Annotated in this window: 14 protein-coding genes; 5 read left to right on the top strand and 9 right to left on the bottom strand. The window is 72.5% G+C overall.

From position 1 onward, the window contains the following. The coding region (locus tag AB0G63_RS29670) for a LysR family transcriptional regulator (RefSeq protein ID WP_360756362.1) at positions 1-604 on the bottom strand (604 nt) is incomplete at its 3' end. Between the two features lie 111 nt (positions 605-715). Here AB0G63_RS29670 and AB0G63_RS29665 point away from each other — a divergent pair. Beyond that, positions 716-1,105: a RidA family protein gene (locus AB0G63_RS29665; protein WP_360756360.1), complete on the top strand. Its 390-nt coding sequence runs from the start codon at positions 716-718 to the stop codon at positions 1,103-1,105. Between the two features lie 11 nt (positions 1,106-1,116). Further along, on the top strand, positions 1,117-1,446 hold the full coding sequence (locus tag AB0G63_RS29660) for a YrdB family protein (protein WP_360756357.1): 330 nt from the start codon (positions 1,117-1,119) through the stop codon (positions 1,444-1,446). A gap of 9 nt (positions 1,447-1,455) precedes the next feature. On the opposite strand, the gene AB0G63_RS29655 is transcribed toward AB0G63_RS29660, so the two are convergent. Further along, positions 1,456-2,031: a TetR/AcrR family transcriptional regulator gene (locus tag AB0G63_RS29655; RefSeq protein ID WP_360756355.1), complete on the bottom strand. Its 576-nt coding sequence runs from the start codon at positions 2,029-2,031 to the stop codon at positions 1,456-1,458. A gap of 103 nt (positions 2,032-2,134) precedes the next feature. Here AB0G63_RS29655 and AB0G63_RS29650 point away from each other — a divergent pair, with 103 nt between their 5' ends. Continuing rightward, positions 2,135-4,681, top strand: coding sequence for a glycoside hydrolase family 3 C-terminal domain-containing protein (locus AB0G63_RS29650; protein ID WP_360756352.1), 2,547 nt, complete (start codon positions 2,135-2,137; stop codon positions 4,679-4,681). Between the two features lie 91 nt (positions 4,682-4,772). On the opposite strand, the gene AB0G63_RS29645 is transcribed toward AB0G63_RS29650, so the two are convergent. Then, complete coding sequence (locus tag AB0G63_RS29645) at positions 4,773-5,744, bottom strand: aldose epimerase family protein (RefSeq protein WP_360756349.1); 972 nt, start codon at positions 5,742-5,744, stop codon at positions 4,773-4,775. A 147-nt stretch (positions 5,745-5,891) separates the two neighbouring features. Beyond that, positions 5,892-6,791, bottom strand: a complete 900-nt coding sequence (locus AB0G63_RS29640; protein ID WP_360756347.1) for an SGNH/GDSL hydrolase family protein — start codon at positions 6,789-6,791, stop codon at positions 5,892-5,894. A gap of 259 nt (positions 6,792-7,050) precedes the next feature. Between AB0G63_RS29640 and AB0G63_RS29635 the strand changes: the two genes are divergently transcribed. Further along, entirely contained in the window at positions 7,051-7,545 is a 495-nt protein-coding gene (locus AB0G63_RS29635; protein WP_324789764.1) for a DUF3145 domain-containing protein, read from the top strand. An 82-nt stretch (positions 7,546-7,627) separates the two neighbouring features. Here AB0G63_RS29635 and fabF read toward each other — a convergent pair whose 3' ends face one another. The 5 genes from fabF to fasR form a co-directional block, all read right to left on the bottom strand. Further along, positions 7,628-8,899, bottom strand: a complete 1,272-nt coding sequence (gene fabF, locus AB0G63_RS29630; protein WP_360756342.1) for a beta-ketoacyl-ACP synthase II — start codon at positions 8,897-8,899, stop codon at positions 7,628-7,630. Positions 8,900-8,982: 83 nt separating this feature from the next. After that, entirely contained in the window at positions 8,983-9,231 is a 249-nt protein-coding gene (locus tag AB0G63_RS29625) for an acyl carrier protein (protein WP_030040115.1), read from the bottom strand. 103 nt (positions 9,232-9,334) lie between these two features. Then, positions 9,335-10,366, bottom strand: coding sequence for a ketoacyl-ACP synthase III (locus tag AB0G63_RS29620; RefSeq protein ID WP_360756339.1), 1,032 nt, complete (start codon positions 10,364-10,366; stop codon positions 9,335-9,337). Between the two features lie 15 nt (positions 10,367-10,381). Next, entirely contained in the window at positions 10,382-11,302 is a 921-nt protein-coding gene (locus AB0G63_RS29615; protein WP_360756337.1) for an ACP S-malonyltransferase, read from the bottom strand. Positions 11,303-11,391: 89 nt separating this feature from the next. Then, positions 11,392-12,597, bottom strand: coding sequence for a fatty acid biosynthesis transcriptional regulator FasR (gene fasR / locus AB0G63_RS29610; protein ID WP_360756334.1), 1,206 nt, complete (start codon positions 12,595-12,597; stop codon positions 11,392-11,394). An 89-nt stretch (positions 12,598-12,686) separates the two neighbouring features. Between fasR and AB0G63_RS29605 the strand changes: the two genes are divergently transcribed. After that, entirely contained in the window at positions 12,687-13,343 is a 657-nt protein-coding gene (locus tag AB0G63_RS29605; protein WP_360756370.1) for a pirin family protein, read from the top strand. Positions 13,344-13,721 lie beyond the last annotated feature (378 nt).

The raw sequence follows: 13,721 nt of genomic DNA, 5'->3' as shown, positions 1-13,721 counted from the left end.
TTACCCCGCCCGGGCCGGGGCCGCCGGGCCGGGCCCGCGGGTGCCCGGCCGCGACGGCGACGTACAGCGACTCGTCGAGGAGATGGTGCAGTTCGTACGCCTCCAGCGGCGCGCGGCCCGTCGTGGAGACCACCGCCAGGTCCAGGTGGCCCGCGTCCAGTCGGCCGAGGAGCGCGGGCGTGCGGCCCTCCTCGCGGGAGATCCGCACGCGGGGGTGGCGGGCGCGGAACGCGGCGAGGGCGTGCGGCACCAGCGCCGCGTCGGCCGTGGCGAACGCGCCGAACCGCAGCCGCCCGTCCGCCGCCTCGCGCAGCGCCGCCAGTTCCCGCCCTGCCCCGTGCAGCGCCTCGGCCACCGCCTCCGCGTGCGGTACGAGGATCCGCCCGACCTCCGTCAGCCGCACCCCGCGCGGCAGCCGGTCGAACAACGGCCCGCCGCCCAGCGCCGCCTCCAGCGACGAGATCTGCCGCGAGACCGCCGACTGCGTCCAGCCGAGCGCCCGCGCCGCGAGCGTGAACGAGCCGTGCCGGGCCACCTCGAGGAAGACGCGCAGCCAGACCGTCGAGACGTCCGGAATCCCTTCCGGGGCATGCGAGTTCGGCATGGATGCCATGCTAGACATTCGCTTGTCGCATCACACGCGCCCGCCTAGCGTCGACGCCATGGAGAAGGACATGGAGAAGGCCATGGACAAGCACGTGAAAGGCGGGGCGCCGTGAAGGTCACCCTGGACAGTCCCGCGTCGGCGCCCCAGCCCCTGAGCCCCTACTACTCCCAGGTCGCCCGCGTCGAACAGGCCGACGGCAGCGCCCTGTTGTTCGTCTCCGGCCAGATCGCCGAGGGCGACACCCTGGCCGAGCAGAGCCGGGGCGTGTTCGAGACGCTCGACGCGCTGCTGACGGCGCACGGCGCGACCCTGGCGGACATCGTCAACATCCGCACCTACCTCACCGACATCGGCCGGCTCGGGGAATACGGTGCCGTACGGCGGCGGTTCCTCACCGGCACGCCCCCGACCAGCATGACCTTCGAGGTCCCGCGCCTGTTCCGCCCGGAGGCGCTGATCGAGGTGGAAATCGTGGCGGCGGTCCCGGCGGGCAGGTGATACTGCCGCCCATGAAGGCAGCGAACCTGGGCGTCCTGTTCCTCATCGAGCTCGGTGCTCTCGCCGCCGTCGGCTACTGGGGCTTCACCCGCGACGTGGCGGCGCCCCTGGCGTGGCTGCTGGGCCTGGGCGCCCCGGCCGGGCTGATCGTGCTGTGGGGGCGGTTCGGTTCGCGCAAGGCGCCGCACGCGACGCACGGCGCGGTCCGCGTCGGCTTCGAACTGCTCTGGTTCGGGGCCGGCGTGGCCGCGCTGCTCGCTGCCGGGGCCGTGGCATGGGCGATCGCCTTCGCCCTGGTCTGCGCGGTCAGCAAGGCGCTGGCCGTGATCTGGCGCCAGTAGCGCGCACGTTCATGACTCGCCCAGCAGTGCCAGGAAGTCCCGGAACGCCCCCGGCATGTCCACCGACTCCGGGTCCAGGAGCCACTGGTACTGCAGGCCGTCCATCACCGCGACCAGCAGCGGGGCGGTGCGTTCCGGGGTGAGGCCGTTCGGGAGCCGCTCGCCGTACTCGGCGCGCAGGACGGCGGCCATGCTCTCGCGCACCCTGCGGTACCGCTCGGTGAAGTACTCGCGCGCCGGATGCCCCTCCGTCACGCTCTCGCCGAGCAGCGCCGAGAAGGTCTGGATGATGCCGGGCCGCATCGCGTTGTACTCCACCAGTGCGGCCAGCAGATCGACCCGCCACCGGGTGTCCGGCAGCGCGTCCCACTGGTCCCGCTCCTTCAGGACCGCGACGAGCAGCGCGTCCTTGGTCGGGAAGTAGTGCAGCAACCCCTGCTGGGTGAGCCCGACGCGCTCGGCGACCGCGGCCAGGCTCGCGCCCCGGTAGCCGCGCTCGGCGATCACCTCCAGCGCCGCCCGCACGATCTCGCCGCGCCGTTCCTCGCTCCTGACCCTGGCGTTCATGGGGTCACGGTATGTCATCCGCCCACCCTGAATGTAACAGCAAGATAACGAAACCTACCGCTCTACAGGTGACCGATGCACGATGGGGGCACTGCACGGACTTCAACGAGGAGGCACCGCGATGGCGGGAACCCCAGGAACCCCTCCGGCCGGCGAGGCCCGCGAGGCCGACACCGCCGGCGAGGCCGACACCGCCGGCGAGACCGACGCGGCCGACGAGACGCGGGAGGCCCACGCGGCCCGCGCGGCCCGCGAGGCGGTCGTCGAGGCGGCCCTCGGCAGGCTGGACCTGGACGCGAAGGCCCGGCTGCTGTCCGGCCAGGACATGTGGTCCCTGCCCGCCCTGCCGGAGATCGGCCTGAGGTCCCTCGTCATGTCCGACGGCCCGATCGGCGTCCGCGGCGTGCGCTGGACCGCCGACGACCCCTCCGTCGCCCTGCCCTCCCCGACCGCCCTCGCCGCCACCTGGGACCCGCGGCTCGCCCGCCGCGCGGGCGTCCTGCTCGCCCAGGAGGCCCGCCGCAAGGGCGTCCACGTGCTGCTCGCCCCCACCGTCAACCTGCACCGCTCCCCGCTCGGCGGCCGCCACTTCGAGGCCTACAGCGAGGACCCGTACCTCACCGGACTGATCGGCGCGGGCTATGTGTCCGGCGTCCAGTCGGGCGGCGTCGGCACCACCGTCAAGCACTACGTCGCCAACGACGCCGAGACCGACCGCTTCACGGTGAACAACCTGGTGAGCGAACGCGCCCTGCGCGAGCTGTACCTGGCCCCCTTCGAGATCATCGTCGAGAACGCCCACCCCTGGGGCATCATGACCGCCTACAACACGGTCAACGGCACGACGATGACCGAGCACCACTACCTGGTGAACGAGGTCCTGCGCGGCGAATGGGGCTTCGACGGCTACAACGTCTCCGACTGGACGGCCGCCCGTTCCACCAAGGGCGCCATCGAGGGCGGCCTCGACGTGGCCATGCCCGGCCCGCAGACCGTCTACGGCGCACCGCTCGCCCAGGCCGTGCGCGACGGCGAGGTCGAGGAGTCCGCGGTCGACGACGCCGTCCGCAACGTGCTGCGGCTCGCCGCCCGCGTCGGCGTCCTGGAGGGCGCCGAACCCGCGGTGACCGAACTGCCGGACACCGTGGACGGCGGCGCGCTGGCCCGCGAGATCGCCCGCCGCTCCTTCGTCCTGGTCCGCAACGAACGCGGCGCCCTGCCCCTGAAGCCGGGCAGCGTGGCGCTGATCGGCGCCGCCGCCCGCGACGCCCGCGTCCTCGGCGGCGGCTCCGCGACCGTCTTCCCGGCCCGGATCGTCTCCCCCCTCGACGGCCTCACCGCCGCCCTCCCCGACGGCGCCGTCGAGTACGCGGTGGGCGCCGACCCCAACACCGAACTCGCCGTCGCCGACCAGGGTTTCGAGCTGCGCGCGGTGTGCCGGGACGCGGACGGCGAAGTCGTCGGCACCGGCTCGGCCCCCAACGGCCTGATCCAGTGGATGGGTTCGGACCTCCCCGACGGCGTCACCCACGACAACCTGCACACCGTGGAGCTGACCGGCACCTTCACCCCCCGCGAAACCGGCACGCACACCTTCGGCGTCAAGGGCCTGGGCGCCTTCCGGCTGGTCGTCGACGGCACGACGTACTACGACGACGTCCAGCGCCCCGCCGACGACGACGACCCCTTCGAGGCGTTCTTCGGCGCCCCCGTGCCCCGCGCCGAGGCCGAACTCACCGCGGGCGAGACGGTCGAGGTCTCCCTCACCCACGTCGTCGCCTTCCCCGAGAACATGCCCATGAAGGTCGTCGGCTTCGCCCTGGCCCACCAGGAGCCGCAGCGCGACCCCGACGAACTGATCGCCGAGGCGGTCGAGGCGGCCCGCCGCGCCGACACGGCCGTCGTCGTGGTCGCCACCACCGACCGCGTCGAGTCGGAGGGCTACGACCGCAAGGACCTGGCGCTGCCCGGCCGCCAGGACGACCTGGTCCGCGCGGTCGCCGCCGTCAACCCCGACACCGTCGTGGTCGTCAACTCCGGCTCCCCGGTGGAGATGCCGTGGCGCGAGGACGTCGCCGCGGTGCTGCTGACCTGGTTCCCCGGCCAGGAGGGCGGCGCTGCCCTGGCGGACGTGCTCACGGGCGCCCACGAGCCGGGCGGGCGGCTGCCCACCACCTGGGGCTCCCTGGCCGACGCCCCGGTCACCCAGGTGACCCCCGCCGACGGTGAACTGCGCTACTCCGAGGGCGTCTTCATCGGCTACCGGGCCTGGGAGAAGGCCGGCCGCACCCCGTCGTACCCCTTCGGCCACGGCCTCGGCTACACCGACTGGACGTACGAGTCCGTCGACGTGGACGGGACGGCGGACGGTACGACGGCCACCGTCCGCGTCCGCAACACCGGCGAGCGCCCCGGTCGCGAGGTCGTGCAGGTCTACCTGGCCCCGGCCCAGCCCGACGCCGGCCGCCCCGCCCGCCGGCTGGCCGGGTTCGCGGACGTCACGGCCGCTCCCGGCGAGACGGCCGAGGCGGTCGTCACGCTCCCGCGCCGCGCCTTCGAGGTCTGGGACGAGGAGACCGGAGCCTGGACATTTGTGAAGGGTTCGTACGAGATCCAGGTCGGACGCTCGATAGCGGACCGCAGGATCACGGCGACGATTAACGTCTGATCCGGGACAAGTCTCCCCAAGCAGCCCCGGCCCGGGACCTGACCCCCGGGCCGGGGCTCGTACCGCCCCCGGCCCCCCCGGAGGACCCGCTTCAGCGCACCCCGAACCCGTACACCGTCTCGGAACGGAACACCTCGCCCGGCCGCAGCACCGTCGTCGGGTAGTCCGGGCGGTTGGGGGAGTCCGGGAAGTGCTGGGTCTCCAGCGCGACGCCCGCGCCGGGGGAGAAGGGCTCGCCCAGGTGGTCCGCGGTGTACACCTGAAGGCCGGGCTCGGTGGTGGAGACGGTCAGCACCCGCCCGGACACCGGGTCGTACAGCTCGGCGACCTCCCGGGCGGCCTCGGTCACCCCGCCGTCGAGCACGAAGTTGACGTCGTACCCGGAGCCGACCTCGCGCGCCCGCCGGAAGTCGAAGCGGGTGCCGGCCACCTCGCGGGGCGGCCCGGCGGGGATCAGGTGCTCGTCGACGGGCGTGTAGCGGGACGCGGCGACCCGCAGTTCGTGACCGCCCGCGTACCCCGAGCCGGCGAGGCCGAAGTAGCTGTGGTTGGTCAGGTTCACCACGGTCGGCGCGTCCGTCACCGCCTCGTAGGCGATCCGCAGGGCGCCGGACGCGTCCAGCGTGTACGTCGCGGACACCTCCAGCCGGCCCGGGAAGCCCTCCTCGCCGTCCGCGCTGACCCGGCTCAGCCGCACCCCGTGCTCCACCGGCACGACGTCCCACACCCGCTTGTCGAAGCCGCGCTCGCCGCCGTGCAGCGAGTTCGGCGGGGGGTTGAGCGCGAGCTCGTACGTCACCCCGTCCAGCGTGAAGCGGCCGCCCGCGATCCGGTTGGCGTACCGCCCGATCAGAGCGCCGAGGTACGGCTCCGGGTGCGCGAGGTAGCCGTCCAGGCCGGCGAACCCCAGCACCACGTTCCCGGCGCGGCCGTCCCGGTCCGGGACCTCCACCGACTGCACGATCCCGCCGTACGACAGCACCCGCACCCGTACGCCCGACCGCTCCAGGGTCCAGCGGTGCACCGGTGTGCCGTCGGGAAGTGTGCCGAAGTGTTCGTTCATGAGCGAATCCTAAGCGGGTCGGCGAAGTGCGCCGCGGCCGGGCAGCCGGGGGGTGCGGGGAACCGCGCGACCGGCCACGACGGCGCCGCGGCCGACGCACAGGCGCGACGCGGCACATCCGGCGGAGCGCTCAGCGCCGGGCACCGGTCACCGCTTCTTCGCCGTGACCGTCCGGTAGGCGATCTCCGCCAGCCGGGCCTGCCCGTCCACGCTCGGGTGGAACCAGTCCCAGTGGCTCAGCTGACCGGTGCCGAACCGGTACGCGTACACCGCGCCCCCGTCGAAGCGGCAGCGACGGTCCTTCGCGCACACCTCCCCCAGCACCGCGTTGTAGGCCTCCACCCGCTTGCGGACCGTGTCCCGGCGCAGCGTCGCCGCCGAGTCCAGCGCGTCCGCGTCGCCCAGCATCGACGGGCACAGGCCCAGCTTCCAGATCTGCTTGCCCAGCGCGTTGGTGCGCCCCTGGGACCACAGCCGCTTCAGATCCGGCACGCTCGACACGTACACCTGCGCCTTCGGCAGGGCCTTGCGCAGCGTGGCCATCGCCTCCTCGAAGTCGGCGCGGAAGTCGGCCACCGGCGTCATCGCGTCGGTCGAGGCCCGGCAGGCGTCGTTGGCGCCCGCCATCACCGTCACCAGCTGCGGCCTGCGCGTCACCGCCCGCGCCATCTGCCCGGGCAGGTCCGCCATCCGCGCCCCGGTCACCGCGTAGTTCCAGCTGCGCTCGGCCGCCTTCGCCTTCCCCAGCAGCCGCACGGCCAGACTGTCCACCTGCGGACTGGTCCCGGTCGCCCACGAGACCTCCGGGCAGTCCGCCAGCACCGCGCAGGCGTCGAAACCGCGGGTGATGGAGTCGCCGACGGCCGCGATCGAGGCGGGGCTGACGTCCCACACCGGCGCCGGCCGCGCCGACGGCTTCGCGGCCCGCGCCTTCGTCCCGTCCTGCCCGGCGGAGCCGCCACCGGCGGCGTCGCACCCGGCGACGCCGAGGACGGCCGCCGTCACGGCGGCGAGTACGGTCCGTGACCGGCGGCTGGGCTTGCGCATCCGCTGCTGATCCCCTCGGTCGACGTCAGAAAAGTCCCCCTCCATGACAACGCGCGCGGGTTCCCGGCCTCCACCCGGTGCGGCCACCGGCACCCGTACAAGCGTCCTGCCGGGTGAATGGCGGACGTTTCCCGGCACCGGCTCCGACGGTACGTCACACTCCTCGCGCCGTCGCAGGGTAGCCTCGCCATCAGCGTGGCCCGCCCGGCCACGGCCGTCCGCCAGTTCGCAAGATGTCCCGCTCTGCCCGGAGGTCCCGGTGACGACACGTGGAGTCCTGTACGTGCACTCCGCGCCGCGCGCGATGTGCCCGCACGTCGAGTGGGCCGTCGCCGGGGTGCTCGGCACGCGCGTCAGCCTCGACTGGATCCGGCAGCCCGCCGCGCCGGGCACCTGGCGCTCGGAGTTCTCCTGGCAGGGCCAGCCGGGCACCGCGTCCAAGCTGGCCTCCGCGCTGCGCGGCTGGCAGATGCTCCGCTTCGAGGTGACCGCCGAGCCCTGCCCGACCGCCGAGGGCGAGCGCTACAGCTGCACCCCCGACCTCGGCATCTTCCACGCCGTCACCGGCATCCACGGCGACATCCTCATCCCCGAGGACCGCCTGCGCGCCGCCCTGACCCGCTCCCGGGACGGCGAGACGGACCTGGAGGCGGAGATCGCCAGACTCCTGGGCAAGCCCTGGGACGACGAACTCGAGCCGTTCCGGTACGCGGGCGAGGGGGCACCGGTGCGCTGGCTGCACCAGGTCGTCTGACACCCCCGCGCCGCCTCCCGGCGCTACGCGAAGGGGCCCCCACCGACCGGTGGGGGCCCCTTCACGCTTCTGGCGGCGCCTGTCAGACCGTACGGAACGCCAGCACCACGTTGTGCCCGCCGAAGCCGAACGAGTCGTTCAGCGCGGCGATACGGCCCTCCACGGGCAGCTTGCGGGCCTCGCCGCGGACGATGTCGGCGTTGGCCTCCGCCTCCGGGTCGAGGTTCTCGACGTTGATGGTCGGCGGGGCCACCCGGTGGTACAGGGCGAGGATCGTCGCCACGGACTCCACACCGCCCGCGCCACCGAGGAGGTGACCGGTCATCGACTTCGTCGCGGAGACCGCCATGTGGTCCGCGTCGTCGCCGAACACCTTCCGCAGCGCCTTCAGCTCGGCGATGTCACCGGCCGGCGTCGACGTGGCGTGCGCGTTGACGTGCACGATCTCGGCCGGGACCAGGTCGGTGCGGTCCAGCAGGTTCTGCAGGGCGTGCGAGATGCCGCGCCCCTCGGGCTCCGGCTGCACGATGTCGTGGCCGTCGGCGGAGATGCCCTGGCCGACCGCCTCGGCGTACACGCGGGCGCCGCGCTTGGCGGCGTGCTCCGCGGACTCCAGGACGATCACGCCGGCGCCCTCGCCGAGCACGAAGCCGTCGCGGGCGACGTCGTAGGGACGCGAGGCGCCCTGCGGGTCGTCGTTGTTCTTGGACATCGCCATCATGTTGCCGAACGCGGCGATCGGCAGCGGGTGGATCGCCGCCTCCGTGCCGCCCGCGACGACGACGTCGGCGCGGCCCGTGCGGATCATCTCGATGGCGTAGCCGATGGCCTCCGCGCCCGACGCGCAGGCGGACACCGGCGTGTGCACGCCCGCACGGGCGCCCACGGCGAGGCCCACGTTCGCCGAGGGGCCGTTCGGCATCAGCATGGGGACTGTGTGCGGGGAGACGCGGCGGACGCCCTTCTCCTTCAGCACGTCGTACTGGTCGAGCAGGGTCGTCACGCCGCCGATGCCGGAGGCGATGACGGCGCCGAGCCGGTCCGGGTCGACGTTCGGGTCCTCACCGGCCTTGCCCTCGAAACCGGCGTCGGCCCACGCCTCCTTGGCGGCGACCAGCGCGAACTGCGCCGAGCGGTCCAGCCGGCGGGCCTGCGGCCGGGGGATGACCTCGGTGGGTTCCACGGCGACCGGCGCCGCGATGCGGACCGCCTGCTCGGCGGCCCATTCCTGCTCCAGGGGCTTGACGCCGGAACGACCGGCGACCAGACCCTCCCAGGTCGAGGCTGCGTCGCCACCCAGCGGTGTGGTTGCGCCGATACCGGTGACGACCACGGTGCGATTGGTCGGGCTCACGGGAATTCTTTCTCCAACGGATACGAGGATTCGTACGGCGCCACCGCCGGGTGGCGGGGCAGGCAACAGGCCTAGCGGGTGGCTCAGCCCTGGTGCTTGAGGATGTACTCGGTCGCGTCGCCGACCGTCTTGAGGTTCTTCACGTCCTCGTCGGGGATCTTGACGTCGAAGCGCTCCTCGGCGGCGACGACGACCTCGACCATGGACAGCGAGTCGACGTCCAGGTCGTCGGTGAAGGACTTGTCCAGCTGGACGTCCTCGACCGGGATGCCGGCGATCTCGTTAACGATGTCGGCGAGACCGGCGACGATCTCTTCCTGAGTGGCGGCCATGTCAGGCGCTCCTTCGTAGTGATTCAGAGGGTTGGCGTCCGCCGCGTCAGCGGCAGGTGTTGCTGGTCCCGTGCCGGATCGGAGGTGATCCGGCACGGAGTGCCTAGGGGAGGGTAACGACAGTCGCGGCGTAGACGAGACCCGCCCCGAAGCCGATGACGAGCGCGGTGTCGCCGCTCTTCGCCTCACCGGTCGCCAGAAGCCGCTCCATCGCGAGCGGAATCGAGGCGGCCGAGGTGTTGCCGGTGGTGCGCACGTCGCGGGCGACCGTGACGTGCGCCGGCAGTTTCAGCGTCTTCACCATCGAGTCGATGATCCGCTCGTTGGCCTGGTGGGGAATGAAGACGTCCAGGTCGTCCGCGGTGATCCCGGCCGCTTCCAGCGCCTGCTGGGCGACCTTCGCCATCTCGAACACGGCCCAGCGGAACACCGCCTGGCCCTCCTGCGTGATCGCAGGGAACTTGACGTTGCCCTCGCTGTCGAGGGGCAGCTGGGACACGTCGCCGACCCGGAAACGGTCCCAGGACACGGTCTGCTTGATCGTATCGGCCTTGTCGCCCTCGGAACCCCACACCGTCGGACCGATGTGCGGTTCCTCGGAGGGGCCCACGACGACCGCGCCCGCGCCGTCACCGAACAGGAAGGCCGTGGCACGGTCCTCCAGGTCGGTCAGGTCGGACAGCCGCTCCACGCCGATGACCAGCACGTACTCCGCCGAGCCCTCGACGATCATGCCCTTGGCGAGGGTGAGGCCGTAGCCGAAGCCCGCGCAGCCGGCCGAGATGTCGAAGGCGGCGGCCCTGTCCGTGCCGAGCTTGTCGGCGATCTCGGTGGCGATGGCCGGGGTCTGGTGGAAGTGCGAGACGGTGGACACGACGACCGCGCCGATCTGCTCGGCGGCGATCCCGGCGTCGGCGATCGCCTTGCCGGCCGCCTCCACGGACATCGCGGAGACGGTCTCCTCGTCGTTGGCCCAGTGCCGGGTCTCGATGCCGGAGCGCGAGCGGATCCACTCGTCGGACGAGTCGATCTTCTCCAGGATGACCTCGTTCGGCACCACCCGGACCGGACGGTAGCCGCCCACCCCGAGGATGCGCGCGTACGGGGCGCCCTTGCTCGGCTTGATCTTCGACATGCTCCGGGCTCCTTGTCAGGCGTGCTCTGCGATGAGCTCGCGAGCAGCGTCGAGGTCGTCGGGGGTCTTCAGGGCCAGCGTCTTCACACCCGGCAGGGCGCGCTTGGCGAGGCCGGTCAGCGTGCCGCCGGGGCACACCTCCAGCAGCGCGGTGACACCGAGCTCCTTGAACGTCTCCATGCACAGGTCCCAGCGCACCGGGTTGGCGACCTGGCCGACCAGCCGCTCCAGCACCTCGGAGCCGGACTCGACGGTCCGCCCGTCCCGGTTGGAGACGTAGACGACCTTCGGGTCCGCGGGCGAGAGCTCCTTGGCGGCCTCGGCCAGGCTGTCGACCGCGGACGCCATGTGGTGCGTGTGGAAGGCGCCGGCGACCTTCAGCGGAACGATCTTGCGGACGCCCTCGGGCTTGTCCTCGTTCAGCGCGGCGAGCTGCTCCAGCGTGCCCGCGGCGACGATCTGGCCGGCCCCGTTGACGTTCGCCGGGGTCAGGCCGAGCTTCTCCAGGTGCGCGACGGACACCTCCGGGTCGCCGCCGAGCAGCGCCGACATCCCGGTCGCGGTGACGGCGGCGGCCTCGGCCATCGCCAGACCCCGCCTGCGTACGAGCGTCAGCGCGGCGGTGTCGTCGAGGACGCCCGCGAAGGCGGCGGCGGTGATCTCGCCGACGCTGTGGCCCGCGACCGCGCCCGGCGCGACCTCGGAGATGTCACCCAGTGCCGCGGCGGACAGGATTCCGGCGGCGACCAGCAGCGGCTGGGCCACGGCCGTGTCGCGGATCGCCTCCGCGTCGGCCTGGGTGCCGTAGTGGGCGAGGTCCAGCCCGATGGCGTCCGACCAGGCGGCGACGCGGTCGGCGGCACCGGGCAGTTCGAGCCATGGAGTCAGGAAGCCGGGCGTCTGGGCGCCCTGGCCGGGAGCGACGAGTACGAGCACTCTCACACTCTCTCTTGTGGACGGCCGCGACCGCCCGTGGGGACAAGGACGAAGAACAGCAAGGGGTTTTGTGGGCCCCCGACAAAACTCTAGGAGGGGAGATCTCCATCGGCCAGACGCCCCAGGATCAGGGCGATGCGCAGCGTGAACGCAGAGCGTACGTCAGAAGGCGACCATCCGGTGACATCAGTCACACGTCGGAGCCGGTAGCGCACGGTGTTGGGGTGAACGAACAGCATCCGCGCGGCGCCTTCCAGACTGCTCGCCTGTTCCAGATACACGGAGAGCGTCTCCAGGAGCGCCGAACCGGCCTCCTCCAGCGGTCTGTAGATCTCCTCCACCAGCTGCTCGCGCGCGCTCGGGTCACCGGCGATCGCGCGCTCCGGCAGGAGATCGTCCGCCAGCACCGGGCGCGGCGCGTCCTGCCAGGCGGAGCACGCCTTGAGCCCGGCCGCCGCGGCCTGCGCGGACCGGGTCGCGGCCAGCAGGTCGGGCACCACCGGACCGGCCACCACGGGCCCGGCCGCATACGGCCCGATCAGCGACTTCGCGACGGCGAGCGGGTTGTCGCTGCCGCCGGCGATGACGACCAGCCGGTCGCCCAGCACCCCCGTCAGCACCTGGAGCTTGGCGTGCCGGGCGGCCCGCCGGATGGCCTCCACGGTCAGCTCGGAGTCCCCGTCCGGGGCGGTCCCCAGCACCACGCACACATGCTCGGGCGAGTTCCACCCCAGTGCGGCGGCCCTGCTCACGGCGCCCTCGTCGGCCTCCCCGCTCAGCACGGCGTTCACCACCAGCGACTCCAGCCGCGCGTCCCAGGCACCGCGTGCCTCGGCGGCCTGGGCGTACACCTGGGCGGTCGCGAAGGCGATCTCCCGCGCGTACACCAGCAGCGCCTCGCGCAGCACGCTCTCGTCGCCGGGCGCGGCCACCTCGTCGATGGCGCTCTCCATGACCTCGATGGTGGTGCGCACCATCTCCACGGTCTGCCGCAGCGTGATGGCCCGCGTCAGTTCGCGCGGCGCGGTCCCGAACACGTCGGTGGAGATCGCCTGGGGGGCGTCGGGGCGCCGGAACCACTCGGTGAACGCCGCGATGCCCGCCTGGGCCACCAGCCCGATCCAGGAACGGTTCTCCGGAGGCATCGCCCGGTACCACGGCAGCGTCTCGTCCATCCGCGCGATGGCCTGCGCGGCGAGACTCCCGGAGGACTTCTCCAGCCGCTTCAGGGTCGCGGCGTGCGGGTGGACGGCGGGCACTACGGCTTTGTTCTTACCGGTTACGGGTTCGGGCACGGGGACAAGACTGCCTTATCGGGACGGGCGCATGTACTGGCGGGGTGCGGGTCGGTCCGCTGGGCAGGCGGGGCTACCGTGGGGGCGTGATTCAGGTACGGCGCGCTGCGGAGCGCTACCCAGGGGGCGACCCGGCGGCCGGCATCGAGTCGCGGCACGCCTTCTCCTTCGGCCCGCACTACGACCCCGGCAACCTGCGCTTCGGCACGCTGATCGCCTGCAACGAGGAACGGCTCGCCCCCGGCGCCGGGTTCGACGAGCACCCGCACAGCCACACCGAGATCGTGACATGGGTCGTCGAGGGCGAACTGACGCACCGTGACTCCACGGGCCGGGAGACCGTGGTCCGCCCCGGCGACGTCCAGCACCTGAGCGCGGCCGCCGGCGTCCGCCACGTCGAACGCAACGACGGCCCCGCGCTGCTCACCTTCGTACAGATGTGGCTGACCCCCCGGGACCCGGGCGGCGACCCGTCGTACGACATCGTGCGCGGCATCGCCGACTCCACCCCGTACGCCGTCCCGGAGGCGACCGCCATGCTGCACGTACGCCGCCTGGCACCGGGCGAGCGGACGGCCCTCCCGGACGGCGCGTACGTCTACGTACACGTGGTGCGCGGCGAGATCCGCCTCGCCGACGAGCACCTGACCCCGGGCGACGCGGCCCGCATCACGGACGCCGAGGACCTTGAAGCGGTCGGGGTGACGTCGGCCGAGGTGCTGGTGTGGGAGATGGCGGGGAGCTGAGCGGGCGGGGTGGTGCGGTGACACCGCCGCCCACGCTGATCCGTCGCCTTCGCTCGGTGAGGCGGGTGGGCCCTCGCGACCGGCAGCCATCATATTTTGTGATGCAGATCACTCAATATCGCTGCAACCATTGGCCCGGCCATCTGTTCACAGCATGTTCATGGTCGTTACTGTTTCGCGGCGTTGATCGACTTCTGCGCTGAGTCGAGTCGCCGTGCTGGGGAGCACGGTCGGTTCGGCCTGGAAGCCGAATTCTTGTATCGGACTGCGGTTCGCGCGCGGACGCGCCAGGACCGTCCGGGGTGGGAGTCCAAGTGGCTGCTCGGCGTGCGCGTTTACTTTCCGTCACGGTGGCGGGTGCCATCCTGTCGGCCCTGT

Source organism: Streptomyces sp. NPDC020996 (genome assembly GCF_040641355.1).
GTDB lineage: Bacteria > Actinomycetota > Actinomycetes > Streptomycetales > Streptomycetaceae > Streptomyces.
Note: the sequence above shows the minus strand (reverse complement) of the source record. Positions and strands in the feature narration are given on the sequence as shown.

Excerpts from the sequence above, each read along its gene's own strand:
- AB0G63_RS29645 (WP_360756349.1), bottom strand. The coding sequence starts at position 5,744 with ATGAACGAACACTTCGGCACACTTCCCGACGGCACACCGGTGCACCGC.
- AB0G63_RS29640 (WP_360756347.1), bottom strand. The coding sequence starts at position 6,791 with ATGCGCAAGCCCAGCCGCCGGTCACGGACCGTACTCGCCGCCGTGACG.
- AB0G63_RS29620 (WP_360756339.1), bottom strand. The coding sequence starts at position 10,366 with ATGTCGAAGATCAAGCCGAGCAAGGGCGCCCCGTACGCGCGCATCCTC.
- AB0G63_RS29625 (WP_030040115.1), bottom strand. The coding sequence starts at position 9,231 with ATGGCCGCCACTCAGGAAGAGATCGTCGCCGGTCTCGCCGACATCGTT.
- AB0G63_RS29660 (WP_360756357.1), top strand. The coding sequence starts at position 1,117 with ATGAAGGCAGCGAACCTGGGCGTCCTGTTCCTCATCGAGCTCGGTGCT.
- AB0G63_RS29650 (WP_360756352.1), top strand. The coding sequence starts at position 2,135 with ATGGCGGGAACCCCAGGAACCCCTCCGGCCGGCGAGGCCCGCGAGGCC.
- AB0G63_RS29655 (WP_360756355.1), bottom strand. The coding sequence starts at position 2,031 with ATGACATACCGTGACCCCATGAACGCCAGGGTCAGGAGCGAGGAACGG.